The organism is Citrobacter sp. Ce119, from assembly GCF_030334525.1.
Classification (GTDB): domain Bacteria; phylum Pseudomonadota; class Gammaproteobacteria; order Enterobacterales; family Enterobacteriaceae; genus Citrobacter; species Citrobacter europaeus.
This window is the reverse complement of the sequence record NZ_JAOWDR010000041.1, coordinates 48,641-74,322: the sequence shown is the minus strand read 5'-3', so window position 1 is coordinate 74,322 and position 25,682 is coordinate 48,641. Positions and strand designations below refer to the sequence as shown.

Below are 25,682 nucleotides of genomic sequence, written 5' to 3'. Positions count from 1 at the left end.
CTCTTTTGTTAATTTTACGTAAATCGTTTTCAGATTAACCAGCGCAACGCTGCGCCGCCAGCCGAAAACGTCGATAATTAGAATTTAATGATAAACAGGCAGAGATATCAGTAAAAGGCATGACGATCAGCTAAAACCACATGATTCTCTGACCACCAGCGCAGGCGGCAGAATAATACGTTTCGGTGGTTCGTCATTTCCCTGAATGCGACTGTAAAGTAGCTCTCCAGCCTTACGACCTATCTCTTTTGCCGCCACCGACACGGTGGTGAGCGCAGGTTGTACCAGCGCCGCTTCGGTGATGTCATCGAACCCCACCAGCGCAAAATCGCGTCCTGGTTCACGCCCCATCTTACGCAATGCCTGCATGACCCCAAGCGCCACGATATCCTGATAGCAAACGGCGGCGGTAATTTGCGGGAAACGCAGAAGAAGAGACTCCGCCGCTTTTGCGCCGTCAATTTGGCTGGCCTGCGTCGCCACTATCCATTGCGGGTTCGGCGATATTCCATGCTCCAGCAATGTGCTGGTGAATCCGCCGATACGCTGCGCCCGGCTGCCGGAACTTGGGCTCCCGCCAATAAACGCAATATTCTTGTGCCCCATTTTGACTAAATGGGTGGTCGCCATTTGCGTACCGAGAAAGTTATCGGTGCCCACAAAATCAAAATCAGGATCGCTAAGGGGACGGACCACCATGATGGCGGGAATATTGCGCCTTTTCAGCGCTTCAAAGAAGGATGTCGGCGTTTCGCGCGCCGCGCAGAGCACCATGCCGCAGGCATTATTGCGCATCAGCGAATCAACAAATTTTTGCTGCCGCTCTCCTGACTCTTCGCTGTTTGCCAGAAACAACAGCAGGTCATGCCGTTCCATCTCGTGGCTTAGCCCTGCCGTCATCTCACCGTAAAAAGGGTTAGTGATATCGTGTAACAACAATCCGACCTGATTACTGCTCCGGTTACGCAGGTTGGCGGCAGTTTGGTTATAAACGTACCCAGCATCATCCAGCGCTTTGAGCACCCGGTCACGCGTGGCCTGAGAAATGCGCCCCCGGTTACGCAACACCATTGAAACGGTTGCCGTGGAGACTCCCGCGCGTTCAGCTACCTGCGCCAACGTGACTGTTGTCATGACTTCTCCTGATTTATTACGAAGGTTAATCGAATAACCGAAATCTTGTCTTTTTACCTGTGATTCACATCACGCTAACGCGTATTTCACCGCACTGGATTCTGATTATGGCGGGTTAATCGCGTTAACCACACTATGAAAACAAGGTTAATCGATTAATCTTAAATAAGCCAACACGGAGAAAGAAAATGCGTACAACCTATAATAAATACCCTGAGGTTAACGTTCAGGGCTATGACAACCACGCCTGGCAGGGTTGGTCGTCAATCCATTCTGTGCTTAACACCAGGGTTTCTGGCGCAGCCAAAACCGTATTGATCGTGGATTGCTATCCGGGCGTGCGGCTTGACGAGCTGGAGCAACAGCTTATCAGGACGTTTGATACCGCTCTGGTACTGAATATTGAATCCGCTCGTCGCGATGAGCAGGCCCTGCATGATTTACTGGCACGTAACCTGACCGACGATCGCGTATTCGGCGTGCTTTCCTGTCATCACCTGGATGAATTTTTTGATAGCGACAAACTCAGCCAGCTCCGCCAACAGATTGATGCCGTTAGTGAAGGACTGGTCGTGGTATACGGCTCTGGCGCTGCATTGGCGCACCCGGGTGACGTGCTGGTTTATGCTGACCTTCCGCGCTGGGAAATTCAGCAACGCATGCGCCATAACGGGCTGGGTAACTGGGGGGCAGAAAACCAGGATGAAGATATTCTTCGTCGTTACAAACGTGCTTTTTTCATTGAATGGCGGGTCTTCGACAAACACAAAACGCCGTTACTCAAACGCGCCGATTATTTGCTCGATACCACGGTAGAAAATAGTCCTGCGATGGTCAGCGGCGACGCGCTACGCGCCGGTCTGCAACAAACCACCCAACAACCGTTTCGCGTTGCCCCTTTCTTTGACCCCGGCGTCTGGGGCGGGCAATGGATGAAACAACGCTTCGATCTCGATCCCTCAGCCCCCAATTACGCGTGGTGTTTTGATTGCGTGCCCGAGGAAAACAGCCTGTTACTGCGTTTTGGCAACGTGCGGATCGAGATCCCCTCTCAGGATCTGGTGTTGACCTGTCCCCGCCCCCTGTTAGGCGAAAAAGTCCATGCGCGCTTTGGCGCGGAATTCCCGATCCGTTTTGACTTTCTTGACACCATTGGCGGTCAGAATTTGAGCTTTCAGGTTCATCCGCTCACCGAATACATTCAGCAGCAGTTTGGCATGCACTATACCCAGGATGAGAGCTATTACATTCTCGAAGCCGAGCCGGACGCCATGGTGTATCTCGGCACCAAAACCGGGATCGCGCCGCAGGATATGCTCGACGATCTGCGTGCCGCGGGTCGTGGTGAAAAAACGTTTGATGATGAACGATTCGTGAATCAGATCCCTGCGCATAAACACGATCACTTCCTGATCCCCGCCGGAACCGTTCACTGTTCGGGAGCAGGCACCATGGTGCTGGAGATCAGCGCAACGCCGTATATTTTCACCTTCAAACTGTGGGACTGGGGTCGCTTAGGGTTAGACGGCTTACCGCGCCCGGTACATCTGGATCACGGTCAGCAGGTTATTGACTGGCAGCGTGACACGCAATGGGTGCACGACAACCTGGTCAACCGTATTGAACCCCTCGCTGAAGGAGAAGGTTGGCGAGAAGAAAGAACCGGAATGCACGAACGCGAATTTATCGAAACGCGTCGCCACTGGTTTACGGCACCGGTCACTCACCATACCCATGGCGGCGTAAACGTCCTGAACCTGGTCGAAGGCGCGCAGGCCGTTGTCGAAAGCCCGAGCGGCGCGTTTGCCCCGTTTGTCGTCAACTATGCAGAGACCTTTATCATCCCAGCCGCCGTTGGAGAGTATCGCATTTCGCCGTTTGGCAAAGGCATCGGACAACAGCTCGCCACGATTAAGGCCTGGGTCAGAGGATAAGCGCATGATTAACGTTATTGTTGCCACCCATGGTCCCCTGGCGGACGCGCTTCTCGCCAGCGGTCGTATGGTTTACGGAGAATTACCACATGTTTATCCCGTCACGCTGAGCGAACAGGCAGGTATCGAAGGGTTTAAACAGACGTTCTCTCAGGTCCTCGCAAGTGCCGGGAAAGACGCTGACGGCGTTCTGGTGCTGTGTGACATGCAAAGCGGTACGCCGTGGAATGTCGCCTGCCATCATGCGTTTTCTGCACAAACGGTTCCTCCCGTTGCCGTGGTAGCGGGAGTTAATTTCCCGATGCTGTTACAAAGCGAGGAGATCCGCCATTTAACGGACGTTCACACCGCAGCCGTCGAGCTGTTGGCGTTGACGGTACCCACGCTGATTAAAGCCGCCCCGGTTTTATCCGTTCAGTCCGACGATTTTTAAAGGAAACCACTATGAGTATTTCTTTTGTACGTATCGATGACCGCGTAATCCATGGGCAGCTCGTGACACGTTGGGCCAAAGAGCTGCCCTGTGACGGAATTGTCGCGATAGACGACGCCGTCGCGGCCGACCCTCTGCTCTCTTCGGTGATGAAAGGCGCAGTGCAGGACACCAAAGTCTGGTTGTTTGATACGGCCACCGCGATTGAAAAACTGCCGAAAGTCATTGCCAGCGAGAAGCGTTATTTCGTCATTGGCAAATCCCCCGTGACGCTCAAACGCATTGAAGAAGCCGGTATCAGCCTGAAAAATGCCAACGGCAAGATTAATGTGGGTCCAATGAGTGCCCGTGCTGATACCACCACCATCGGCCCGAATCAGTCGGTCAACGGGGATGAAATTGCCGCCTTTGACTGGCTGACGCAGCATGGGCACCTGGTTGAGTTTCGCCTGGTTCCTGATGCCAGTTGCTACAGCTGGCAGGACGCACGTCAGAAGCTGAAATAAGGAGCGCACGATGATTATCGAAGCTACGTTGATTGGCATACTTTGCTATCTCGGCGCCCTCAGCAGCCCCTGGCTGCTGGGACTGACCGGCGGCTGGTACCTGATCACCCGCCCGCTGATTTCCGGAATGCTGGTCGGGATTATCCTCGGCGACATTAAAACCGGGATCATGATTGGCGTTGCGGTTCAGGCGGTGTATATCGCGATGGTTACACCCGGCGGTTCGATGCCCGCCGACCTCAACTTTGTGGCTTATCCGGCAATTGCTTTAGGGATCCTTTCCGGAAAAGGCCCTGAGGTCGCGGTCGCGCTGGCAGCCACCATCGGTATCGCCGGAACCATTTTGTTTAACGCGATGATGGTACTGAACTCCTTCTGGAATCACCGGGCAGATGTGGCGCTTGAACGGGGCGACGAACGCGGCATTTACCTGAACAGCGCCATCTGGCCACAGGTGACAAACTTTGTCCTGCGCTTTGTACCGACCTTTATTGCAGTCTACTTCGGGGCACAATACATCAGCGGTTTTATGGACAGTTTACCGAAAATTGTTCTGTCGACGATGAACGTACTGGGCGGCATTTTACCCGCCGTCGGGATCGCGATTTTGCTCAAGCAGATCATCAAAAACTACACCATGCTGATCTACTTCCTCGTCGGTTTTGTCTGCATCGTCTTTTTAAAACTCAACATGGTCGCGCTGGTGATCGTCGGTTCGCTGCTGGCGTTGATCCATTACAACTACAAACCGGAACCGCCGCAGGCCTCGAATGCAAAGTCGGTAGCCGATGATGATGAGGATGAATTCTGATGGAAGAACGTACACTTACACGTAAAGATCTTCGCCGCTGCTGGCGCGCATGGATGATGCACAACTTGTCATCGATGAGCTTTGAACGTCTGGAATCTTTTGGCTTTTGCCTGAGTATGCTCCCGGTGGCGAAAAAGCTCTATCCCGACGCAGCCCAGCGCACTGAGATGCTGCGCCGCCACGCCTCGTTCTATAATACGGAACCCCAGATAGGCGCGATCGTAAATGGCATGGTGCTGGGGCTGGAAGAGAAAAAAGCGAACGGTGAGCCGATCGATGGGGAGACCATCAATACCCTGAAGGTTGGTCTGATGGGCCCTATTGCCGGGATCGGCGATTCAATGATCCCTGGCATGTTGATCCCTATCTTGCTCAGCATCGGTATGGCCCTGGCGGCCGGCGGGAACATTCTGGGGCCGCTGTTTTATACTGTTGCCTGGCTGGCTATCATCATTCCCGGTTCGTGGTTCCTGTTCCTGAAAGGCTACAAGATGGGTTCCGGCTCGGTGGAAATGCTGGTGAGTAGCAAGTCTGCCCGTCTGCGTGAAGCGTTATCGCTGCTGGGCGTGTTTGTTATGGGAGGCGTGGCGGCAAGCTACGTTAAGCTGGGTACCGGGCTGGAATTTATTACCAAAGATGGAGTGAATATCCACGTTCAACAAATGCTGGACGGTATCTTCCCACAGTTACTGCCGCTGATTGTTGTGCTTGGCACCTGGTATCTGATGGCCAAACGTGGTGTGTCGCCAGTGAAGGCGATGATTTTACTGTTGATACTGGCCGCCATCGGCGTCGCCACGGGCCTGTTTGCAGGGTAGCCTGTCATTTGCCGGATGGCGCATCCGCTTATCCGGCAATATCAGTACCGGGGCTATGCCCCGGCTCTTTATGGATGAAAGTTTTGCCACAACTCAGAGTGCTTATCCGGGCGCGAGATAAATCGAAAACGCGCCGGGTCCTCGATGAATTGCTGGTAAACAGGTGCGGAAGTAATCGAAAGCTCGGTATATTGTCGGGGCGTTACGGCCTGCAGTCGTCCAGGAGTGTAACGCGGATTATGCTGCCAGATAACGTTGTTTCCCTGCAGTAACGGATACCACGCCAACCCTTTATGCGCACGAACGGCCTCGTACTCAAAACCATATTCACGATCGCACCACGCGCCAAAAGTTAACGGTACATTCGGGTCTGCGGATATGGTCGCATGTCCCCAACCGGGTGGTACCAGCACTTTCTCACCGGGTTCAGCGATCACAGCGAAACAGCGGCCCGGGTCGTCCTCAACATACTCCTGCATATAGATTATCGCTTTTCCCTGCCAGATTTCGTAAAGCTCCGGCGGGGACCAGCCGCTGTGCTGACTGATACGATGAATATGTCCCTGACTACGCACCGGCTCCTCCCCCAGCCGTCCCGCCGCATAGGTCACCACGCCAAACAACAGCATCCGCTTTTTCAACTCTTCGCGATCCTGCATTCGCGCCACATCCATCGCAATGGCATACACCTCTTGCGGCCCTTCACAGTATGGATCGCGCAGCGAGGCGCGGATGTCATCGAGTTGACGAATTTCCGGCATCGGCCCGGTAACCTCATCCCCATAGCTAAAACCAAGCGGGCAATGATGAACCGTCATATCGAGGCCGTAAGAATGCGCTAAGTCAGCCATTCTGTACCTCCTTCGCCTGAACCCTCTTATTTTCTTCAAAGACTCTTATTCTGAAGCCCCTGGCAAGCGCCGCATAATCATGTCCCGCAATCCCCGGCCATACGGCGAGCGCCGACAGCACCTCCTCCCCGGTGTTGATTAACCGATGTGCGGTAAAGCCAGGGATAATATGGACGGATCCGGCGAATACCTTTTCCAGCCTCGCGTCGCCCTGTTCGGTTTGCAACAGCAGCAAACCGGTGCCACGCAAGCCAAAATAGACTTCCCCCTGTTCGCGGCGCGCATGGAAATGCCCGCGGGTCATAAAATATTCGCAGCCGACCCGGCCAGGATAAAGATGAGTAACGCCGGTGTAGAGTTCACCATCTGCGGGAGATGTATCCAGCATCTCAACGTCATACACGACCTGCTCGCCAGCCAGTTGCTGACGGGCGCGTTCATCGACAAAAACGTGAGTAAGATCCTGAATACGGGTGGATTTGCGCAATAACGGGCCATCGGCCAAAGCGCCGCTTGCCCACGCCACCTGCGGTGGCTGGATAAAAGAAAGGTTCATATGTGTCTCCGGCCCGAGGAGAACAACAGGGTAAGATTAGCAGATTAATCGATTAACCTGCTAATTCTGTTTGCATATTGCGGGCCGGATCACAGCCTCATGGCGCCAGCGCCAGCACCTCTGCCACCCACTGCTGGAACCCCTCAACGTCAAGGCCCAGCGCGACCTGGGCATTTGCCGGATGACCCAAACGCCCTTCAATATCCACCACCGTCGTACCCGAGGTATATTCGCCCTGGGTTTCAACCGCCACGAAGCACGGCTGCAGGGTAAACAGTTCTGGGCGCACCAGCCAGGCAATAGCGCACAGGTCGTGCATTCGCAGCCCCGTATTCATGCTGCCGCTACGGTAATGGCTAAACAGCGCGTGCAGCATTTTTCCCGTCTGGTTAAGCTGAGGCAACGTCGCCAGATAGTCTGGGGCGAGCATGGCCTGATTAGTGACATCCAGCCCACACATCACAATCTCCAGCCCGCTCTGGAAAACTTTCGCGGCAGCCTCGGGATCGATAGCAATATTAAACTCGGCGTTTGGCGTGAAGTTCCCGCGCCCGGCTGACCCCCCCATAATCACCAGACGCTGAATGTTGAATACGCATTCAGGATAATGGGTCAGCAGCAACGCAATGTTGGTCAGCGGGCCAATCGCCACCAGCGTCACGGGCTGCGGGGCATGCATCAGCGCATCGCGAATCGCCTGGAAGGCGGGTTTTGCCATCACCTGGCGATCGTGCTCGACAAACTCATACCCTTCCATACCGGACTCGCCGTGTACGGAAGCGGCATCACGCAGCGGTCGCACCAGCGGCATCGATGCTCCCTGCGCCAGCGGAACATCCGCATTCCAGAAGTGCAGCAGTTGCAACGCATTACGGGTGGTTTTTTCCACCGACACATTGCCTGCTACCGTGGTCATTAGTTGCAGATCCAGCTCAGGGGCAAACAGCGCGGCGGCAATAGCGGCGGCATCATCAATGCCGGGATCGGTATCAAGAATGATCGGTAAGCGCATGGTTTCTCCATAAAAAAATGCCAGACGTTAAGTCTGGCATCTTCTCATAATCGTAACCGGAAAGACTTACTCTACTTCACGAACATCCACACGCAGCTCTTTCGGTACTTCGAAAACAATGTTTTCTTCACGGCCTTCCAGCGGAATAGCTTCTCCACCGCCAAGCTCTTGCAGGCGAGCAATCACGTTTTGCACCAGGATATCCGGCGCCGAGGCTCCGGCCGTCACGCCTACGCACGTAGCTTCTTTCACCCACGCTTCCTGGATGTCGGTCGCATCGTCAATCAAATACGCTGCTTTCCCCATTCGCTGGGCCAGTTCAGCCAGACGGTTGGAGTTAGAGGAGTTTTTCGAGCCGACCACCAGCACAACATCAGCCTGTTCCGCCAGCGCGCGAACCGCTTCCTGACGGTTGGTGGTGGCATAACAGATATCGTCTTTGCGCGGCCCGACAATTTTCGGGAAGCGTTGGCGCAGCGCGTCAATGACGTCAGAGGTGTCGTCAACGGAGAGCGTGGTCTGCGTCATGAAGGATAATTTGCCTTCATTTTTGACGTCCAGTTTCAGCACATCTTCCGGTGATTCAACCAGATACATTCCCCCTTGCGGGTTGCTGTACTGGCCCATTGTGCCTTCGACTTCCGGGTGACCAGCGTGGCCGATAAGAATCGACTCTTCACCGCGACGGCTGGCGCGGGCAACTTCCATATGCACTTTCGTTACCAGCGGGCAGGTCGCATCAAAAACCGTGAGGTCACGGCCTTTGGCCTCGTTACGTACCGCCTGAGATACGCCATGAGCGGAGAAAATCAGGATCGCGCCATCCGGCACTTCGCTGATTTGCTCGATAAAAATAGCACCGCGCTCGCGCAGGCTATCCACCACATAGCGGTTATGCACCACTTCATGACGGACATAAATCGGCGCGCCGTAAATAGCCAGCGCGTTTTCCACAATGCTGATAGCGCGGTCTACACCAGCGCAAAAACCGCGCGGGTTGGCCAACAGGATCTGCATTTTACGCCTCCAGTGCCGGTTCGACTTCCAGCACTTCAATATCAAAATGAACGGTATGCCCGGCCAGCGGATGGTTGAAATCAACCGTGATCGAGTCACCGTTAATTTCGCGGATCACGCCAGGCATCTCACTGCCGTCCATTGCGGTAAAGAGCATGATAGCGCCAATTTCTGGCTCACCCGCGTCCATAAATTCCCGACGCGAGAAATACTGAATTAAGTCCGGGCTTGACACGCCAAAGGCGGCATCCGGTTCCAGAGCAAAAGTGGTTTTATCACCTTCTTTTAACCCCAGCAGGTGTTGTTCCAGTCCTTCAGACAGAGAACCGTCGCCCAGGCGAAACAGCGCAGGCTTGCCGTTATTGCGGGTTGACTCTGCGGTGGAGCCATCGTCGAGCTTAAGGGTGAAGTGCACCAGCACCGCACTGTTACTCTGTACTGATTTAGACATGCAGGTTGCTCTTTAAAATTGCTGCCGCCTGTTTGCCCGGTGGCGCTACGCTTACCGGGCCTACAAGGATCGCAGTATATTGTAAGCCGGATTAGCATAGCGCCATCCGGCATTTTTTTATGCGGCTTTTTTCTCTTTCGACGGCAGGAAGCCTTCGAGAACAATCAATGCCGCCCCGATACAGATAGCTGTATCGGCCAGATTGAATGTCGCGAAATGCCAGTCGCCGACGTAAAAGTCAATCATATCAACCACGAAGCCGTGCCACAGGCGGTCGAACAGGTTGCCCAGCGCACCGCCAATGATTAATGCATACGCGATGTTGTTTAGCTTCTGCGTTGCCTTCGAGCGATACATCATCACCATCAGGATAACGCAGATACCAATAGCGATACCGGCAAAGAACCAACGTTGCCAGCCGCCGCTGTCAGCTAAGAAGCTAAACGCCGCACCATAGTTACGCGCGTAGTGCAGATTAAGCGACGGAAACAGCGACACCGTATCCCCCAGAGCAAAGTTCTGGAGGATCAGGTATTTGCTGCCTAAATCGATAATCAGCACGACTACCACCAGCCACAGCCAGCGTAGTCCTGTTGAACAAAGAGGCTTACTCATCAGGCAAACTTACGTTGTTCGCCATCACCGGCGATGTTGCTGACACAGCGTCCGCAGATTTCTGCGTGTTCCGCCACCTGGCCGACGTCGGTAGTGTAATGCCAGCAGCGCGGGCATTTCTCACCTTCGGCTTTGCCGAGAACGATTTTCAGACCTTTGAGCAGTTCGCTCTGCTGAGCATCAGCAGGAGCCGCTGCATAATCCGCAACCGTCGCACCGGAGGTCAGCAGAACAAAACGCAACTCTTCGCCCAGCGCGGTCAGTTTCGCCGCCAGTTCTGGTTCAGCGTACAGGGTCACTGCCGCCTCCAGAGAACCACCGACTTTCTTATCCGCACGCGCCTGCTCGATGACCTTGTTCACTTCGCCGCGCACTTTCAGCAGCTCGTCCCAGTAGGCGTCATTCATCGCTTCGGTTTCACCTAAACCAAACAGACCTTCGTACCATTCCCCGGTAAAGACGTACTTCTCACGATCGCCCGGCAGGTAGCCCCAGATTTCATCGGCGGTGAAGGACATGATCGGCGCCATCCAGCGAACCAGCGCTTCTGCAATATGGAACAGCGCAGTCTGGCAGCTACGACGCGCCACACTGTCCGCTTTCGCGGTGTACTGACGGTCTTTGATGATGTCGAGGTAGAACGAACCCATTTCTACAGAGCAGAAGCGCATCAGACGCTGTACCACTTCGTGGAAGTCATAGGCTTCGTAAGCTTTCAGGATTTCTTCCTGCGCCGCTTGCGCACAGCCTACCGCCCACCTGTCCAGTACCACCATCTCTTCCGGTTTCACCATATCTTTTACCGGATCGAACCCGTTCAGGTTCGCCAGCAGGAAGCGCGCGGTGTTACGGATACGACGATAGCTGTCGGCAGCACGTTTCAGGATTTCGTCAGAAACGGCCATTTCACCGGTATAGTCGGTTGAAGCGACCCACAGACGCAAAATATCCGCGCCCAGTTTGTTCATCACATCCTGCGGAGAAACGGTGTTACCGATAGACTTGGACATCTTACGGCCCTGACCATCAACGGTGAAACCGTGGGTCAGTACCTGGCGATAAGGTGCTTTGCCTTTCATGGCGGTGGAGATCATCAGAGAGGACATGAACCAGCCGCGGTGCTGGTCAGAGCCTTCCAGATACATATCGGCCGCATGGCCTGCAAACTCAGGGCGCACGTCCACGACGGATGAGTGGGTTGAACCAGAGTCGAACCACACGTCCAGCGTATCCGGGACTTTGACATACTGGTCAGCTTCGTCGCCGAGGATATCTTTCGGATCGAGATCCCACCACGCCTGAATGCCGTCAACTTCAACGCGTTTGGCGACTTCTTCCATCAGTTCGACAGCGCGCGGATGCAGCTCTTCAGTGTCTTTGTGAACAAACAGAGACATCGGCACACCCCACGTACGCTGACGGGAGATACACCAGTCAGGACGGTTGGCAACCATCGATTCAATACGCGCCTGACCCCAGTCAGGGATCCACTGCACGCCTTTGATCTCTTTCAGCGACTGCGCACGCAGACCTTTCTGATCCATGCTGACGAACCACTGCGGCGTCGCGCGGAAGATGATCGGCGACTTGTGGCGCCAGCAGCACGGATAGCTATGCTGCATCTTCTCAACGTGCAGTAGCGCGCCTTTTTCGCTCAGCAGCGCAACAATTTTGTCGTTAGCTTTAAAGACGTTCACACCGTCAAGTTCCGGATAGGTACCCGCCAGGTATGCGCCGTCCGGGCCAACCGGGTTAGCGATTTCCAGACCGTATTTCTGGCTGATGACGTAGTCATCCGGACCGTGACCGCCAGCGGTATGGACCGCACCGGTACCCGCATCCAGCGTAACGTGATCGCCAAGAATTGCCGGCACGTCAAAGCCCATAAACGGATGGGTAAAGCGCAGCAGTTCCAGTTCAGCGCCTTTCACCGTGCCAAGAACAGTGTATTCAGCCGCGCCAATACGCTGCATGACGCTTTCAACCAGATCCTTCGCCAGAATCACGGCCTGCCCGTCAATCTGCACCAGCGCATAGTCAAAATCAGGCGCCAGAGAAATTGCGCGGTTCGCGGGTAACGTCCACGGGGTGGTGGTCCAGATAACCAGCGAGATCGGGCCGTTGACGTCAGAAACACCAAATTTCGCTTTCACCGCGTCCTGATCGGCAGCGTGGAACGCCACGTCGATGGACGGGGAGGTTTTGTCATAATACTCAACTTCCGCTTCCGCCAGCGCGGAACGGCAGTCAACGCACCAGTGCACCGGCTTCGCACCTTTGTGCAGGTGACCGTTGCCGATGATTTTACCCAGCGCGCGAATGATGTTGGCTTCAGTTTTGAAGTCCATGGTCAGGTACGGATGTGACCAGTCGCCCAGCACGCCAAGACGGATAAAGTCTTTACGCTGACCGTCAACCTGCGTAGCAGCGTATTCACGGCATTTGGCGCGGAACTCCGCGGCGGTGAACTTCTCGCCCGGCTTGCCGTATTCCTGCTCTACTTTCAGCTCGATTGGCAGACCGTGGCAGTCCCAGCCCGGAACGTAGGGCGAGTCATAGCCCGTGAGTCCTTTGGACTTCACGATAATGTCTTTCAGAATCTTGTTAACCGAGTGACCAATATGAATGCTGCCATTCGCATAAGGAGGGCCATCATGCAGAATGAAGGTTTTTTTGCCTTTTTTGGCCGCACGAATGATGCCGTACAGGTCATCATCAGTCCAACGCGCCAGCATTCCCGGTTCACGCTTGGCGAGATCGCCGCGCATCGGGAACCCTGTTTCCGGCAAATTCAGGGTTGATTTATAGTCACTCATCAGATTCTCGGTTCCGTATTTAAAACTCGTATAGGCATTAAGCCGGTTTTGTAAGCCCAAAAAATTCGCGGGCAGTCAACTCATCACGCGCAATCTGCGCTTTTAGTTCATCCAGCGAGGCAAATCGCTGTTCGCTGCGTATTTTTTTACGCAGCACTACATCTATATGGCGACCATACAGGTCCATTACAACGTCCAATAGATGCACTTCCAACTGTTGGCGTACCCCTGCTACCGTCGGGCGGGTACCGATATTGGCGACGCCGGGCAACGGTTTGTCACCCAGTCCCATAACTTCAACCGCATAAACCCCTTTCACCGGAGAAACCTGGCGACGAAGCGGTAAATTTGCCGTCGGAAAACCAATGGTGCGCCCTAACTCATCACCGTGAACGACGCGTCCTGAGATAGTAAATGGATGCCCAAGCAGGCTTTCGGCCAGTTGCAGGTTATCTTCTGCCAGCGCCTGACGTACCGCGGTGCTGCTAATGCGCACACCGCCTTCACAGAAGGTTTGGGTGCTGGTGATATCAAAACCATACTCAGCGCCCGCTTCCTGTAATAACAAGAAATCGCCCGCACGGCTAGCGCCAAAGCGGAAATCATCGCCAACGGCAAGAAATTGTACACCAAGGCGCTTAACCAGCAGATCGCTGATGAAGGTCTGCGCCGTTAATGCCGCAAAGCGCCTGTCAAAACGCACGCACAGCACGTAATCAACGCCGCACTCTGCCAGATAACGCAGTTTTTCCCGCAGGCGGGTGAGGCGCGCAGGTGACTTGTCCGTCGCAAACAGCTCAAGCGGCTGCGGCTCGAAAATCATCACCATCACCGGTAAATTGCGTTTGCGTCCTTCTTCCCGTAAGCCCTGCAGCAACGCGCGGTGGCCACGGTGCACGCCGTCGAAATTACCAATAGTCAGCACACACCCATGCGGGGCCTGACTGAGATTATGTATGCCTCGTATCAGCTTCATGTCTGGCTCAAAACAGTGAAAATCGTGAAAGTATACCCTGTACCGCGGTCAACGTTAACCGGCGATTGTTTCTACGAAACAGAAAGAGGATTGTTTTCATTGTTATGAAACAAATTGCAGACCTTCTACGGCACGCTAATGCAATTTTTCTCGTGGAAAAGCTGTATTCACGCCACGCAAGCTGGTAGAATCCTGCGCCATCACTACGCAACGAGTGCTGCAATTTAAACGGCGCTTATTTGCACAAATCCATTGACAAAAGAAGGCTAAAAGGGCATATTCCTCGGCCTTTGAATTGTCCATATAGAACACATTTGGGAGTTGGACCTTGGCTAATATCAAATCAGCTAAGAAGCGCGCCGTTCAGTCTGAAAAGGCCCGCAAGCACAACGCTAGCCGTCGCTCTATGATGCGTACTTTCATCAAGAAAGTATACGCAGCTATCGAAGCTGGCGACAAAGCTACTGCACTGAAAGCATTTAACGAAATGCAACCAATCGTGGACCGTCAGGCTGCTAAAGGTCTGATCCACAAAAACAAAGCTGCACGTCATAAAGCAAACCTGACTGCACAGATCAACAAACTGGCTTAATCGCCTGCTTGTTGTCGCTTTGTGAAAAAACCCGCGCAAGCGGGTTTTTTTATGTCTGTCGTTTGCAGCCCGCTTCGACAGCCCCCTCATTTGCTGAACTTGTTCATTCCCACTCCTGCCCGTTTCTCCTGTCAGCCAGCCGTCCCACCAGAGACATGAAAGTTATTTTCTTTCACTGTTTAACTTTTTTAATTTCATTGTAGGGGAAATTGTGACCACCATAACAAATGACATAATAACTTAGCCAAAAACGAATAAACGCAATCCTGAAGTAAGATTTGATAATTGATCGCGATGCCTGGGTTAACTATTTTTCACAAAACCAATTAACCACTATTTCAATCCAAAGGTGAACGTTTCCTGGCAACAAAAAATAAAAAACACCCTACTGCTTAGAAAGTAAAAGCTGTTTTTCTGGGCGTATCGCACCAATATCGGAGTTATCATTATGAGTTCTGTTATTGAGGATACCCAGTCTTGCGGGTCAGCATCATTATCTTTACTGCAGCGTATTAGCTACGGCTCTTTGGATGTGGCGGGTAATCTGCTGTACTGTTTCGGTTCAACCTACATCTTATATTTCTACACCGATGTTGCGGGTATCAGCCTCGCCGTAGCCGGGGTTATCCTACTGCTGGCGCGTATTGTAGACGGCATAGACGCCCCCATCTGGGGGATCATCATCGATAAAACGCGTTCGCGTTACGGTAAATGCCGCCCCTGGTTTTTATGGTTACCGCTGCCTTTTGGTGTATTTAGCGCGCTGTCATTTTGGTCTCCTGATATCAGTATGACAGGAAAAGCCATCTATGCAGCAATATCCTACATGATCGCCAGTATTCTATTTACCGGACTTAATACACCTCTCAGCGCAATATTACCCTTGATGACCCTGTCCCCTAAGGAGCGTCTGGTATTAAATTCCTGGAGAATGACCGGCGGGCAAATTGGGGTGTTATTAATGAATGCCACTGCGTTGCCCCTGGTTGCATTTTTAGGTAATGGAAACGACCATGCAGGTTTTATTTATACGGCAATTTTGTTTGCCGTCATATCCTGTTCGTTAACGCTTTTCGCCTTTAAAAATATCCGCGAAATGGATGCGGATAAAATTCAGCAAGAACCCAGATTGCCGATGAAAAAAAGCTTCGCGGCGATGAAAGGTAACTGGCCATGGATCTTAATGGTGCTGGCAAATTTGATCTTCTGGATTGCCCTACAACAGCGCTCCACGACCATTGTCTACTATCTGACCTACAACCTCGACCGCAAAGATCTGGTTCCGCTGATTAACAGCCTGGCGACAATTCAGATCCTGTTTATCATCGCCATTCCTTTCATTAGCAAATACCTCGCTAAAACCTGGATATGGGTAGGTGGTCTGCTGGTCGCCACGCTTGGCGGCGTCATGATGTGGCTGGCTGCGGACAACATTCCTTTCCTCATCGCCGCCTGGGTTCTTGGCAATATAGGCAGCGGTATCGCCTGTTCAATGCCGTTTGCCATGCTGGGCTTCGCCGTCGACTTCGGCGCATGGAAGACGGGTATCAAGGCTACCGGCATTCTTATCGCCTTCGGCAGTACTTTTTGCATCAAGATGGGCAGTGGTTTGGGTACTGCATTCGCCGCTTGGATCATGAACAGTTTTGGCTATGTTCCGAACCACGCCCAGAATGCTGCAGGTCTGGAGGGAATTACCTGGGCCTTTATCTGGGCGCCCGCCCTGCTCTTCGCTCTCGCGGCGATCCCCCTGCTTTTCTTCCGTAAATACGAAGCGATGGAAGAGAAGATTCGCCACGATCTGGAAACTATCAACCAATAACTTACCTTCACCCTCGAAATACGGGAGTCACCACCATGCCATTTGTGCAACATGATCTGCGTCGTCTGGTCTGGCAGCAAAACGATCGCTATTTGTGGATTGAACCCTGGGGCGAGAACAGTCTGCGCGTACGCAGCGGTCGTCATCTCGCGGTAATGAGAAATGAAGACTGGGCATTGAATGAGCCCGTCGCAGAAAGCCTCTGCCACATAGTTTATGAGCACCACCAGGCGACGCTGACCAACGGTAAAATCACCGCTATCGTCAATCAAAAAGGACAGGTCTCCTTTTACCGCCATCCGCATAAGCCTCTGTTACAGGAGTTCTGGCGTCTGCGGGGTGAAATCGGCGAGGACGAGTCTTCACACGGGCAGTACGTCAGCGCGCTAAACCTGGAGGGGCGCGAGTTCCGCCCTATTCCGGGAGGAAAATATTCGATTAAAGCCCGCTTCGAAGCCGCCGAAGGGGAAAAAATCTATGGCATGGGCCAGTATCAGCAGGCCAATCTGGATCTCAAAGGATGCGTTCTGGAACTGGCACAGCGTAACTCCCAGGCCTCTGTACCGTTTATGCTCTCAAGCCTGGGCTACGGATTTTTATGGAACAACCCGGCAGTGGGTCGCGTAACGTTCGCTCACAACGTAACCGAATGGGAAGCTCAGGTCAGCGAACAACTGGACTACTGGATCACCGCTGGCGATACCCCTGCGGAAATCAGCCAGGCTTACGCGCTCGCTACCGGCACACCGCCGATGATGCCGGATTACGCCATGGGCTTCTGGCAGTGTAAACTCCGCTATCGAACCCAGGAAGAGCTGCTGGCGGTCGCCCGCGAATATAAACAACGCAACCTGCCCATCTCGGTTATCGTTATTGATTTCTTCCACTGGCCTAACCAGGGTGACTGGATGTTTGACCCGCGCGACTGGCCCGATCCCGACGCCATGATCGCCGAACTAAAATCACTGGGTATTGAGCTGATGGTCTCCGTCTGGCCGACGGTGGATAATCGCACCGAGAGCTATCGGGAGATGCGCGAAAACGGCTGGCTGGTGCAAACGGAACGCGGATTGCCGATCAATATGGATTTCCTCGGCAACACGACGTTTTTTGACGCCACCCATCCTGGTGCGCGCGATTACGTCTGGGGTAAAGCTAAGCGCAACTATTACGATAAAGGCGTAACGCTCTTCTGGCTAGATGAAGCCGAACCTGAATTCAGCGTTTACGATTACGACAACTATCGCTATTACGCCGGGCCGGTACTGGAAGTGGGTAATATCTACCCACGAATGTACGCCAAAACTTTTTTTGATGGTATGAAAGCCGATGGCGAAGACCAGGTTATAAACCTGCTGCGCTGCGCCTGGGCCGGCAGCCAGAAATATGGCGCGCTGGTCTGGTCCGGTGATATTCACTCTTCGTTTCGATCGCTACGCAATCAGTTTGCCGCCGGACTCAATATGGGGATCGCGGGGATACCGTGGTGGACAACGGATATCGGTGGTTTTCATGGCGGTAATATTCACGACCCCAAATTCCATGAGTTGCTGATTCGCTGGTTCCAGTGGGGCGTCTTTAGCCCGGTGATGCGCCTGCACGGCAACCGCGATCCGCAGATTTTACCAGAACATCCTTACCGTGATGGTATTGCCCAGTGTCCGACCGGTGCGGCGAACGAAGTGTGGAGCTATGGTGAAGAGGTGTGCGAAGTGTTGACCGGCTGTCTGACGTTGCGTGAAAAGTTAAAGCCGTACATCAAAGCGGTAATGGCGGAAACGCACGAACGCAATGCGCCGGTAATGCGCACCCTGTTTTTTGAATTCCCAGAACAGACAACAAGTTGGGAGATTACCGATCAATACTGTTTTGGCCCCGACCTGCTGATTGCGCCGGTCATGCATGAAGGTATGCGCGAGCGTGACGTTTGGCTACCAGAAGGGGAAACATGGACGGATCTTGCGACCGGCGAAAGTTATTCTGGAGGGCAAACGCTGCGCTATGCCGCACCACTGAACAGAATACCGGTATTTATCCGCGAAGATGGTCAGTACCGGGGTTTGTTAAGGCTGTAGATTGATTCCGGCTGCGGGCAACCACCGCAGCCGGAAGGATTATGACGTTCTGGCTTACTGCAGCTTAAATAATGCCGAGTAGTCCGCATTGCAAATACGCTGCACCGCCGGATGCTGGATCATTCTTTCCGCAAATATGGCGTGATACTCCTCCATCACATTCTCTACGCGTCCAATTTCAACAATAGAATCATCGGCATAGAAATTGTGCGAATAGAGCGTAGGCGCAACAAATATAGCGTTGTGCGTTGCGCCAAACGCTTTCATCAGCGCGGCGTCGTCAAACTCGCCGAGGATTTCAACGTTCAGTCCTTGTGAGTTAATCCAGTTCAGCAGCTTACGCCCGAGCATCGAACGACGCCCGGGGATTAACAATCGACGCTCTTCCAGACAAGCTGGGAATGGTTTCTCAGGCAGCGGCTGGGTGCACCAAAAACTCACGCTGCATTCGCCAATCCGCACAGAGAATAACCCTTCCTGCTGCGTTGAATCGATCGGGCAGTCGGAGATGATCATATCCAGCTTATGTTGGCTGAGCTGATCAAGCAGCATCTCGTGCGTTGATTCAAAACAGCGCAAATGGATTTGTTCATCTTCAACAACTGCGGCATCCAGCACGCTGCTGACCAGCTGTTTGGACAACGCATCTGCCACACCGACATCGAACAGTAAATTCGACTCTTTGCGGTAGTTCACGATATCCAGCATTTCCTGGCTTAACGTGAACATCTTATCCGCATACCGAAAAACTAATTCGCCTAACTCGCTTGGCTCCAGCCCACGCCCCTTGCGCTTGAACAGCTTTCCCTGCAAACGTTCCTCAAGCGCTTTAATCTGTCCGGTAATGGTCTGCGGCGTCAGATAAAGCGCTTCTGCAGCGCCAACCACCGAACCTTCTTTATAGACATGCCAAAAGTAGTACAGGTGGTTGTAGTTTATATGAGACATACTCACTCCCTGAAAATTGTCACAAAAGGATTATCCCGTCAGGCTGACGCGTTCAACCGGGTGCGTAACCAGCAGTAACCTATTACCGCCGACAGCAAGGAACCGATCAGGATCCCCAGTTTCGCCCAGTTAATCAGCTCAGGATCGACGTTCCCAAACGCCAGGCTGGCGATGAAAATTGACATCGTAAAGCCAATGCCGCACAGAATGCCGACCGCCATAATTTGCTGGAAGTTCGTTCCCTCCGGCAATTGCGCCACCTTAAGGCGTAACGCCAGCCAGCAAAACAGGCTGATACCCAGCGGTTTGCCGATCAACAGGCCGGCAATGATCCCCAGCGGTAATACCGAGGTCAGTCCATCAACAGTAACGCCCTGCAGTGAAACGCCCGCGTTAGCGAAGGCAAACAGCGGCAGGATCAGGTATGCCACCCACGGGTGCAGAACATGCTCCAGTCGCTTCGCCGGTGAACGCCCGTGTTTTTCCTTCAACGGAATGAAGAAGCCGACGATCACGCCCGCCAGCGTCGCATGCACGCCTGACTTCAGTACGGCCGTCCACAACACTACGCCAACCAGAATATAAATACCGGTGCGTCTTACACCGCACAGATTCAATGCCGCCAGAACGAGGATCGCGCACGCGGCTACGCCCAGCGACAACAGCGAGAGATCGCTGGTATAGAACAGCGCGATGATGACGATAGCGCCGAGGTCATCGATAATCGCCAGCGCCATCAGGAAAATTTTCAACGCCAGTGGAACACGACTGCCCAACAGCGCCAGCACGCCTAATGCAAAAGCGATATCCGTTGCCGCCGGGATAGCCCACCCCTCACGGGTGACAGGGTCGGCATAGTTGAATGCCAGATACAGCAGCGCCGGGACAATCATGCCCCCGATCGCGGCAATGATCGGAAACGCCGCCTGACGCAGGCTGGCCAGTGAACCTTGCATCAACTCGCGCTTCACTTCCAGACCAATCAACAGGAAAAACACTGCCATCAACGCATCGTTAATCCACAGCAGCATATTTTTGTTGATCTCAAGCGCACCAACCCTTAGTTGAACGGGCGTTTCCAGAAAGGCGTGGTACCATCCACTGGTCACCCCGATATTTGCCATCAGCATAGCGACCACGGCAGCGATGATCAGAATGATGCCCCCCGAGGCGTCACTACTAAAAAAACGATGCAGATGTTTCACTTTTATTCTCTCTATTGGGTGAATACTTCGTAAATACTATCTTACACCCTCAAAAAGCTCGTTAAAATTAGATTATTCATGATGAATAGATCGGTTTTTACGATGATATCTTCATTGCTCAGGCAACGTGCCTGGCAGGACAATGCGCGAGCTCATGCTTCAAATCTCACCTGGCCTTGGCCATGAGTTTGTGAAGCTCTGCGTCGTTTCAACAGAACATCAACCTATTCTTGATATCGACTATTTATTAAAAATATTTCATATCGGTCATTTGCCATAGAGAGTATAGGCAAGTTGGCACAATCAATAACGACAACTAAAAGCACAGCAATTGCTTTTTATTACAACTTCCACTAAAAACAGAATATTAACTACGCTCAACTCCCGCCATAAACCGTGATTAAACGCTCTATATTAAAATAATTCATAGTGCAGACAATTCTCATCTATTGAAGAATACAAAATCTCCGCCTACGATGCAGAACCCACAGGAAACCAATGGTAAATAGAATCATGACCATATATACAATCAACAATCAATGTACTTATGATGATAAAACTCATGAAATCAAAAATCTGAAAAGCTCAGATAGATTAATAATGACAAGTATGAGGGTAAGATGTCTAAGATATATGATCCAAAATTCACACGAGGAAGTTATTCACAAGAAACAGCTTGCGCAGGCTCTATGGGGAGAACGCTGCCAGTTTATGAACGACGCAAACCTGACTCAGCTACTATATTTATTGCGTAGAGATCTCAGAGAATGTGGTCTGCATGATTTTTTCTCTACCATCCCTAGGCAAGGTGTAAAAGTTAATGCTGACATCATTATCAATAAACCGGTGAAAAAATTATGGCTTCATCAGCGGTTGTGTAAAAACATACTATTTATTACTGTGTTAATTATTTTCTCCGTTCTGGCATTCATATTCATTCATTAATCACTGGGTTAATCATTAGAACCTATAACAGGCATCTCATAATGGACATAGGGATATGTCATGACATTTTATTTTTATCAAGAATAGATTGCAGTAATAGAATAAAATCTTTTGCTACTTGATAACGCTCACTTTTAAAAGATATGCAGGCATAGACAGGCATTTTTTTAAATGAAAACTCACTGGGTGGTCGCATAATTTTCACTTTGTAATTTCTGACATCACGAAAATACAAAGCATAATTTAAAGGTACCAGCGCAATCATATCGCTTCGTTCCACAACATTAAAAACCCCAACTAATGAATCACTATGATAACCCGCATTCCTGCGTCCTTTGCAAAAAACTGTGTTCTCATATAAATCAACCACGTCCGCCGCTGCTGGGGTAAAGATATCCGTATGATACATTGCATGTTTACTGGCATAGAAATTATGCAGCGACAGTGCATCTAGCTCATACAGTAAATTATGACTACCACATATGCACACATAGTCTTCAATATAATCAATAAGATGAACATCTACCAAATGATGTTCAATGGCTGTGAGACCAAAAGAAATATCGATCCGTCCCTTTATCAGCATCGTACTTAACGCGTTTTTTTCATTTTTCCTGGCTGAGTAGTGGTTAATAATATAATTACTGAATAAATCACAATCATTAAATACAGAAAAGTAGTAACTCTCAATAATATCACCCCCTAAAATAATGATCTCATTATCTTCTTTGGCGTGATGTTGGCTATTGAGGGTTGCATCGATAGCAGAAATAACTTGCCGAAACACCTGGTGCAAATCTTTTCCTGCCACAGTTGGCACCAGACCATCTCGGGTTCTGATAAAGAGATCTTCTTCATAGATGGTGTGCAGCCTGACAAGAGCATGAGAAACCGCAGCTGGCGTCACCTCCAATTTTTGGGCTGCCCGGGTTGCATTTCCCTCCGTGATAACAGCATCAAATACTTTAATCAGGTTGAAATCAAGATTTTGGTAATGTTTCTTTCCAACAACCATTCACGTATCCCTGTATCAATATGAAAATTTTATCGCGGCAACAGATTACCTTCGGGGATAATTTATTACAATAAAATTACCAGATAACAAGTTATAAATAAACAATACTGTTGTAATTACCTACTTTATAAGTATCAGACTCGCCATCAAGATTCATAGCGTAAATGCATGTACAAAAAACGCACATCAACCGTAATAAAAAAAGATAAAAACATTATCACAATTGTTGTTTATCTAAATTAACAATAAATGATTTCTCAACACTCAGGACTTAATCTAGCCTAAAGTCTGATATTAACCAACGAGTGGATTTACAGGCGGCATATTAAATACTGATAACCTGTATTTTCTTATTATGTTAGTGAGGCGCAATAAATTAATGAAACAGTATAAAATCAACGATACGATTATTTATAATGAGTCATTACGAGAAATCACATCATTACAAGATAAAACGATAATAAAAATGACGCATATGCGGGCACAATGCTTAAGCTTTTTGCTTCGCAATGCAAAGCGAGATCTGATTACGCGCGAGATGGTCACAGAAGCCGTCTGGGGGCAAAAAGGGAAATTTATCAGTGACGCCAGCCTGACCCAACTGCTTTATCTGTTACGTCGTGATTTAAAACAAATTGGTTTGGACGAATTGTTCACGACGTTGCCACGCCAAGGATTAAAAATTAATGATGATATTAATATCACTTTCAATGATACCCCAACCAGCTATACCTCACCAGCAATAAAAAATAAAACATTACAGGCAATATTTCTAATCACTTTATTGCTCACAATTTCATTCGCACTTGTCAGATATATGTAGGCCAATTGGGGAAAACGCATCATGAATAAGACTCTGGAGAACATTTTGATACTGGAAGGGGGTTATGTTGATAACCCGAAAGACAAAGGTGGTGCAACCAACTGGGGAATTACTGAGGCAACCGCCCGTAAACATGGGTTCTTGAATGATATGCGAGATTTAACTCGCAGCGAAGCCTACGCTATCCTCGAAGAGGATTACTGGATTAAACCAGGGTTTAAAGATGTTGCAAACCTATCCGAATCTATTGCATTTGAGCTATGTGATGCGGCAGTCAACATTGGACAACATCATCCTGTTTTATGGTTACAGCGCTGGTTAAATGTTCTCAACCGAGAAGAGAGAAGCTATCAGGATATTGTCGTGGACGGAAAAATCGGCCCATACACCATGGCAACGCTGCAATATTACCTGACCGTACGTGGCAAAGAAGGTGAGGAGGTATTGGTGAAAGCGCTAAATTGTAGCCAGGGGGCCTGGTATCTGAGTCTCGCCGAGAAAAACCAACAAAATGAAGAATTTATTTATGGCTGGATGAAAAATCGAGTCTCATAACATACTCAATTATGTTATCCCCCGGCTCATGGAGGAGCCTGCTTAAAGAATAAAAGAATATTTAAGCTTTCGCATTATCAAGCATACGTTTTATCTTATCTCCAAGAACCTTCAGAATGGGTCCAGCAAAGACACCACCAAGGCCAGCGGCCAATAACACCATATTAAAGCTGAGCTCTTTTTCAATCGCCAGAGCACTCAACAGGAAGCTGGTAAAACACGAAATAACCATCTGTGTTAAGCAATACCTGATTTTATCGAAAATACTTCGTTTTTCTCTATTTTCTTTTCTCAGCAGAAAGCTGACTACACCTCCCCAGGCGCCAATTGCAATTACCGTCAATAACACTTCCAGTTCCAGCAGCACAACTTCAGACGTAGCTAAATGATTTGAAATAGCCATGATTAACGCTCCAGTTTATAGGTGAAATAGTGTTTACAGCTGGAGTTTATGCGCATTAACAAGATGAGAAAAATCACAGTGCATCATCTGTCAGCACAGCGTATCAAAGAAGAGAAATGATATTTCTCATGCACGGCATTAAGGCATGAAAATCGATAGCGAATTAGGCATTACGTTGAGGATAAAAAAACCTGGGCTATTTGCCCAGGTTCAGAGGAGTTCAACACTGAAGCTTAGCGCGTCAGATCGTCGAAGAACTTCTTCACACCATCGAAGAAGCTTTTAGAGCGCGGACTGTTTTGCTCGCCGGTCGGGCCGCCAAAGCTGTCCTGCAGATCTTTGAGCAGTTGTTTCTGCTTGTCGTTCAGGCCCACTGGGGTTTCAACCACCACGCGGCACAGCAGATCGCCCTGAGCGCCACCGCGTACAGACTTGACGCCCTTTCCACGCATGCGGAAAAGTTTGCCAGTTTGCGTTTCGCCCGGAATTTTTAACTTCACGCGACCGTCCAGCGTCGGGACTTCAATTTCGCCGCCCAGCGCTGCCATCGCAAAGTTAATCGGTACTTCGCAGTACAGGTTATTGCCTTCACGTTCGAAAATTGGGTGCTGTTTTACCTGCACCTGAACGTACAAATCACCCGCTGGCGCACCATGTTCACCGGCTTCACCTTCACCCGCTAAACGAATACGGTCGCCGGTATCAACCCCTGCCGGGATCTTAACGGACAGCGTTTTGCTTTTCTCAACGCGACCATGACCGTGGCATTTGTTGCACGGATCTTTAATCAACGTACCGCGACCCTGACAGTGTGGACAGGTCTGCTGTACGGCAAAAAAGCCCTGACGCATCTGTACCTGACCGGAACCGTGACAGGTTGGACAGGTCTGCGGCTGAGTCCCTGCCTTCGCACCGCTGCCGTGGCAGACATCACACTCTTCCAGCGTCGGAATACGGATCTCTTTGGTGACGCCACGCACGGCTTCTTCCAGAGTGAGATCCATGTTGTAACGTAAATCAGCACCACGTGAGGCGCGCTGACGACCACGACCGCCGCCAAAGATATCGCCAAACACGTCACCAAAGATATCGCTGAAGTCAGCCCCGCCGCCAAAACCGCCGCCGCCGCCCATGCCGCCTTGCTCAAACGCTGCATGGCCGTACTGATCGTAAGCCGCACGTTTTTGCGCATCGGTCAGGATCTCGTACGCTTCTTTGATCTCTTTAAACTTGGCTTCGGCCTCTTTATCACCCTGGTTGCGGTCCGGGTGATATTTCATGGCCAGGCGCTTGTAGGCCTTTTTGATTTCACGCTCTTCCGCTGATTTGGAAACGCCTAAAATCTCGTAATAGTCTTGCTTAGCCATCT

Annotated in this window: 26 protein-coding genes; 11 read left to right on the top strand and 15 right to left on the bottom strand. The window is 51.1% G+C overall.

Features of this window, described 5'->3' with window-relative positions; genetic code table 11:
- Window positions 1-126: 126 nt before the first annotated feature.
- Complete coding sequence (locus tag OGV80_RS04845) at window positions 127-1,134, bottom strand: LacI family DNA-binding transcriptional regulator (protein ID WP_087052195.1); 1,008 nt, start codon at window positions 1,132-1,134, stop codon at window positions 127-129.
- A gap of 188 nt (window positions 1,135-1,322) precedes the next feature.
- On the opposite strand from OGV80_RS04845, the gene OGV80_RS04840 reads away from it, so the two are divergent.
- The 5 genes from OGV80_RS04840 to OGV80_RS04820 are packed head-to-tail and all read left to right on the top strand — an operon-like array spanning window position 1,323 to window position 5,636.
- Window positions 1,323-3,068 carry a class I mannose-6-phosphate isomerase gene (locus tag OGV80_RS04840; protein ID WP_193145986.1) on the top strand — a complete coding sequence of 582 codons (1,746 nt, stop codon included), beginning with the start codon at window positions 1,323-1,325 and terminating at the stop codon, window positions 3,066-3,068.
- A gap of 4 nt (window positions 3,069-3,072) precedes the next feature.
- Window positions 3,073-3,501 carry a PTS sugar transporter subunit IIA gene (locus OGV80_RS04835; protein WP_043018379.1) on the top strand — a complete coding sequence of 143 codons (429 nt, stop codon included), beginning with the start codon at window positions 3,073-3,075 and terminating at the stop codon, window positions 3,499-3,501.
- An 11-nt stretch (window positions 3,502-3,512) separates the two neighbouring features.
- A complete protein-coding gene (locus OGV80_RS04830; RefSeq protein WP_003837349.1) occupies window positions 3,513-4,007 on the top strand; it encodes a PTS sugar transporter subunit IIB in 495 nt (164 codons plus the stop codon).
- Between the two features lie 10 nt (window positions 4,008-4,017).
- A complete protein-coding gene (locus OGV80_RS04825; protein WP_286513870.1) occupies window positions 4,018-4,818 on the top strand; it encodes a PTS mannose/fructose/sorbose/N-acetylgalactosamine transporter subunit IIC in 801 nt (266 codons plus the stop codon).
- Window positions 4,818-5,636: a PTS system mannose/fructose/sorbose family transporter subunit IID gene (locus OGV80_RS04820; RefSeq protein ID WP_043018376.1), complete on the top strand. Its 819-nt coding sequence runs from the start codon at window positions 4,818-4,820 to the stop codon at window positions 5,634-5,636. Before OGV80_RS04825 ends, OGV80_RS04820 begins: the two co-directional genes overlap by 1 nt.
- Before the next feature lie 68 nt (window positions 5,637-5,704).
- Here the strand turns inward: OGV80_RS04820 and OGV80_RS04815 are convergent, their stop codons facing one another.
- From OGV80_RS04815 to OGV80_RS04775, 9 genes are all read right to left on the bottom strand, one after another.
- Window positions 5,705-6,487, bottom strand: a complete 783-nt coding sequence (locus OGV80_RS04815) for a glucose-6-phosphate isomerase family protein (RefSeq protein ID WP_286513867.1) — start codon at window positions 6,485-6,487, stop codon at window positions 5,705-5,707.
- Complete coding sequence (locus OGV80_RS04810) at window positions 6,480-7,043, bottom strand: glucose-6-phosphate isomerase family protein (RefSeq protein WP_286513864.1); 564 nt, start codon at window positions 7,041-7,043, stop codon at window positions 6,480-6,482. The genes OGV80_RS04815 and OGV80_RS04810 overlap by 8 nt, the downstream gene beginning before the upstream one ends.
- A 97-nt stretch (window positions 7,044-7,140) precedes the next feature.
- Window positions 7,141-8,055 carry a ribonucleoside hydrolase RihC gene (gene rihC / locus OGV80_RS04805; protein WP_043018373.1) on the bottom strand — a complete coding sequence of 305 codons (915 nt, stop codon included), beginning with the start codon at window positions 8,053-8,055 and terminating at the stop codon, window positions 7,141-7,143.
- Between the two features lie 66 nt (window positions 8,056-8,121).
- Window positions 8,122-9,072, bottom strand: coding sequence for a 4-hydroxy-3-methylbut-2-enyl diphosphate reductase (gene ispH, locus OGV80_RS04800; RefSeq protein WP_043018372.1), 951 nt, complete (start codon window positions 9,070-9,072; stop codon window positions 8,122-8,124).
- 1 nt (window position 9,073) lies between these two features.
- Window positions 9,074-9,523, bottom strand: coding sequence for an FKBP-type peptidyl-prolyl cis-trans isomerase (gene fkpB / locus OGV80_RS04795; RefSeq protein WP_003018929.1), 450 nt, complete (start codon window positions 9,521-9,523; stop codon window positions 9,074-9,076).
- Window positions 9,524-9,640: 117 nt separating this feature from the next.
- Window positions 9,641-10,138, bottom strand: coding sequence for a signal peptidase II (lspA, locus tag OGV80_RS04790; protein WP_003018932.1), 498 nt, complete (start codon window positions 10,136-10,138; stop codon window positions 9,641-9,643).
- Complete coding sequence (ileS, locus tag OGV80_RS04785; RefSeq protein ID WP_043018371.1) at window positions 10,138-12,954, bottom strand: isoleucine--tRNA ligase; 2,817 nt, start codon at window positions 12,952-12,954, stop codon at window positions 10,138-10,140. The genes lspA and ileS overlap by 1 nt, the downstream gene beginning before the upstream one ends.
- 37 nt (window positions 12,955-12,991) lie before the next feature.
- The gene (gene ribF, locus OGV80_RS04780; RefSeq protein WP_003829725.1) at window positions 12,992-13,930 is read right to left on the bottom strand and encodes a bifunctional riboflavin kinase/FAD synthetase; all 939 of its coding nucleotides are present in this window, start codon (window positions 13,928-13,930) and stop codon (window positions 12,992-12,994) included.
- 7 nt (window positions 13,931-13,937) lie between these two features.
- Complete coding sequence (locus tag OGV80_RS04775; protein WP_072033398.1) at window positions 13,938-14,153, bottom strand: DUF2575 family protein; 216 nt, start codon at window positions 14,151-14,153, stop codon at window positions 13,938-13,940.
- A gap of 105 nt (window positions 14,154-14,258) precedes the next feature.
- On the opposite strand from OGV80_RS04775, the gene rpsT reads away from it, so the two are divergent.
- The 3 genes from rpsT to OGV80_RS04760 all read left to right on the top strand — a co-directional run bounded on the left by rpsT (window position 14,259) and on the right by OGV80_RS04760 (window position 18,419).
- A complete protein-coding gene (rpsT, locus tag OGV80_RS04770) occupies window positions 14,259-14,522 on the top strand; it encodes a 30S ribosomal protein S20 (protein WP_003018940.1) in 264 nt (87 codons plus the stop codon).
- Window positions 14,523-14,970: 448 nt separating this feature from the next.
- Entirely contained in the window at window positions 14,971-16,344 is a 1,374-nt protein-coding gene (locus OGV80_RS04765; protein WP_100193940.1) for an MFS transporter, read from the top strand.
- A 35-nt stretch (window positions 16,345-16,379) separates the two neighbouring features.
- A complete protein-coding gene (locus OGV80_RS04760) occupies window positions 16,380-18,419 on the top strand; it encodes a glycoside hydrolase family 31 protein (RefSeq protein ID WP_286513854.1) in 2,040 nt (679 codons plus the stop codon).
- 54 nt (window positions 18,420-18,473) lie between these two features.
- On the opposite strand, the gene nhaR is transcribed toward OGV80_RS04760, so the two are convergent.
- Both nhaR and nhaA read right to left on the bottom strand, forming a co-directional pair.
- Window positions 18,474-19,367: a transcriptional activator NhaR gene (nhaR, locus tag OGV80_RS04755; RefSeq protein ID WP_043018367.1), complete on the bottom strand. Its 894-nt coding sequence runs from the start codon at window positions 19,365-19,367 to the stop codon at window positions 18,474-18,476.
- Window positions 19,368-19,405: 38 nt separating this feature from the next.
- A complete protein-coding gene (gene nhaA / locus OGV80_RS04750) occupies window positions 19,406-20,572 on the bottom strand; it encodes a Na+/H+ antiporter NhaA (protein ID WP_220771651.1) in 1,167 nt (388 codons plus the stop codon).
- Between the two features lie 498 nt (window positions 20,573-21,070).
- On the opposite strand from nhaA, the gene OGV80_RS04745 reads away from it, so the two are divergent.
- Window positions 21,071-21,517, top strand: a complete 447-nt coding sequence (locus OGV80_RS04745) for a winged helix-turn-helix domain-containing protein (RefSeq protein ID WP_353654546.1) — start codon at window positions 21,071-21,073, stop codon at window positions 21,515-21,517.
- Window positions 21,518-21,575: 58 nt separating this feature from the next.
- Here OGV80_RS04745 and OGV80_RS04740 read toward each other — a convergent pair whose 3' ends face one another.
- On the bottom strand, window positions 21,576-22,532 hold the full coding sequence (locus OGV80_RS04740; RefSeq protein WP_052128027.1) for a LysR family transcriptional regulator: 957 nt from the start codon (window positions 22,530-22,532) through the stop codon (window positions 21,576-21,578).
- A 379-nt stretch (window positions 22,533-22,911) separates the two neighbouring features.
- Here OGV80_RS04740 and OGV80_RS04735 point away from each other — a divergent pair, with 379 nt between their 5' ends.
- Together OGV80_RS04735 and OGV80_RS04730 are read left to right on the top strand one after the other, a co-directional pair.
- Window positions 22,912-23,355 carry a winged helix-turn-helix domain-containing protein gene (locus OGV80_RS04735; RefSeq protein WP_043018365.1) on the top strand — a complete coding sequence of 148 codons (444 nt, stop codon included), beginning with the start codon at window positions 22,912-22,914 and terminating at the stop codon, window positions 23,353-23,355.
- 21 nt (window positions 23,356-23,376) lie between these two features.
- Window positions 23,377-23,910, top strand: a complete 534-nt coding sequence (locus OGV80_RS04730; RefSeq protein WP_043018364.1) for a glycoside hydrolase family 108 protein — start codon at window positions 23,377-23,379, stop codon at window positions 23,908-23,910.
- A 61-nt stretch (window positions 23,911-23,971) separates the two neighbouring features.
- Here the strand turns inward: OGV80_RS04730 and OGV80_RS04725 are convergent, their stop codons facing one another.
- On the bottom strand, window positions 23,972-24,313 hold the full coding sequence (locus OGV80_RS04725) for a phage holin family protein (protein WP_043018363.1): 342 nt from the start codon (window positions 24,311-24,313) through the stop codon (window positions 23,972-23,974).
- Window positions 24,314-24,546: 233 nt separating this feature from the next.
- Window positions 24,547-25,680 carry a molecular chaperone DnaJ gene (gene dnaJ, locus OGV80_RS04720; RefSeq protein ID WP_008786151.1) on the bottom strand — a complete coding sequence of 378 codons (1,134 nt, stop codon included), beginning with the start codon at window positions 25,678-25,680 and terminating at the stop codon, window positions 24,547-24,549.
- Window positions 25,681-25,682: the final 2 nt, after the last annotated feature.

Bases quoted from the DNA above. Each gene is read 5' to 3' on its own strand.
- OGV80_RS04845 (WP_087052195.1), bottom strand. From the start codon at position 1,134: ATGACAACAGTCACGTTGGCGCAGGTAGCTGAACGCGCGGGAGTCTCC.
- OGV80_RS04840 (WP_193145986.1), top strand. From the start codon at position 1,323: ATGCGTACAACCTATAATAAATACCCTGAGGTTAACGTTCAGGGCTAT.
- OGV80_RS04835 (WP_043018379.1), top strand. From the start codon at position 3,073: ATGATTAACGTTATTGTTGCCACCCATGGTCCCCTGGCGGACGCGCTT.
- OGV80_RS04830 (WP_003837349.1), top strand. From the start codon at position 3,513: ATGAGTATTTCTTTTGTACGTATCGATGACCGCGTAATCCATGGGCAG.
- OGV80_RS04825 (WP_286513870.1), top strand. From the start codon at position 4,018: ATGATTATCGAAGCTACGTTGATTGGCATACTTTGCTATCTCGGCGCC.
- OGV80_RS04820 (WP_043018376.1), top strand. From the start codon at position 4,818: ATGGAAGAACGTACACTTACACGTAAAGATCTTCGCCGCTGCTGGCGC.
- OGV80_RS04815 (WP_286513867.1), bottom strand. From the start codon at position 6,487: ATGGCTGACTTAGCGCATTCTTACGGCCTCGATATGACGGTTCATCAT.
- OGV80_RS04810 (WP_286513864.1), bottom strand. From the start codon at position 7,043: ATGAACCTTTCTTTTATCCAGCCACCGCAGGTGGCGTGGGCAAGCGGC.
- rihC (WP_043018373.1), bottom strand. From the start codon at position 8,055: ATGCGCTTACCGATCATTCTTGATACCGATCCCGGCATTGATGATGCC.
- ispH (WP_043018372.1), bottom strand. From the start codon at position 9,072: ATGCAGATCCTGTTGGCCAACCCGCGCGGTTTTTGCGCTGGTGTAGAC.
- fkpB (WP_003018929.1), bottom strand. From the start codon at position 9,523: ATGTCTAAATCAGTACAGAGTAACAGTGCGGTGCTGGTGCACTTCACC.
- lspA (WP_003018932.1), bottom strand. From the start codon at position 10,138: ATGAGTAAGCCTCTTTGTTCAACAGGACTACGCTGGCTGTGGCTGGTG.
- ileS (WP_043018371.1), bottom strand. From the start codon at position 12,954: ATGAGTGACTATAAATCAACCCTGAATTTGCCGGAAACAGGGTTCCCG.
- ribF (WP_003829725.1), bottom strand. From the start codon at position 13,930: ATGAAGCTGATACGAGGCATACATAATCTCAGTCAGGCCCCGCATGGG.
- OGV80_RS04765 (WP_100193940.1), top strand. From the start codon at position 14,971: ATGAGTTCTGTTATTGAGGATACCCAGTCTTGCGGGTCAGCATCATTA.
- OGV80_RS04760 (WP_286513854.1), top strand. From the start codon at position 16,380: ATGCCATTTGTGCAACATGATCTGCGTCGTCTGGTCTGGCAGCAAAAC.
- nhaR (WP_043018367.1), bottom strand. From the start codon at position 19,367: ATGTCTCATATAAACTACAACCACCTGTACTACTTTTGGCATGTCTAT.
- OGV80_RS04745 (WP_353654546.1), top strand. From the start codon at position 21,071: ATGGTAAATAGAATCATGACCATATATACAATCAACAATCAATGTACT.
- OGV80_RS04740 (WP_052128027.1), bottom strand. From the start codon at position 22,532: ATGGTTGTTGGAAAGAAACATTACCAAAATCTTGATTTCAACCTGATT.
- OGV80_RS04735 (WP_043018365.1), top strand. From the start codon at position 22,912: ATGAAACAGTATAAAATCAACGATACGATTATTTATAATGAGTCATTA.
- OGV80_RS04730 (WP_043018364.1), top strand. From the start codon at position 23,377: ATGAATAAGACTCTGGAGAACATTTTGATACTGGAAGGGGGTTATGTT.
- OGV80_RS04725 (WP_043018363.1), bottom strand. From the start codon at position 24,313: ATGGCTATTTCAAATCATTTAGCTACGTCTGAAGTTGTGCTGCTGGAA.
- dnaJ (WP_008786151.1), bottom strand. From the start codon at position 25,680: ATGGCTAAGCAAGACTATTACGAGATTTTAGGCGTTTCCAAATCAGCG.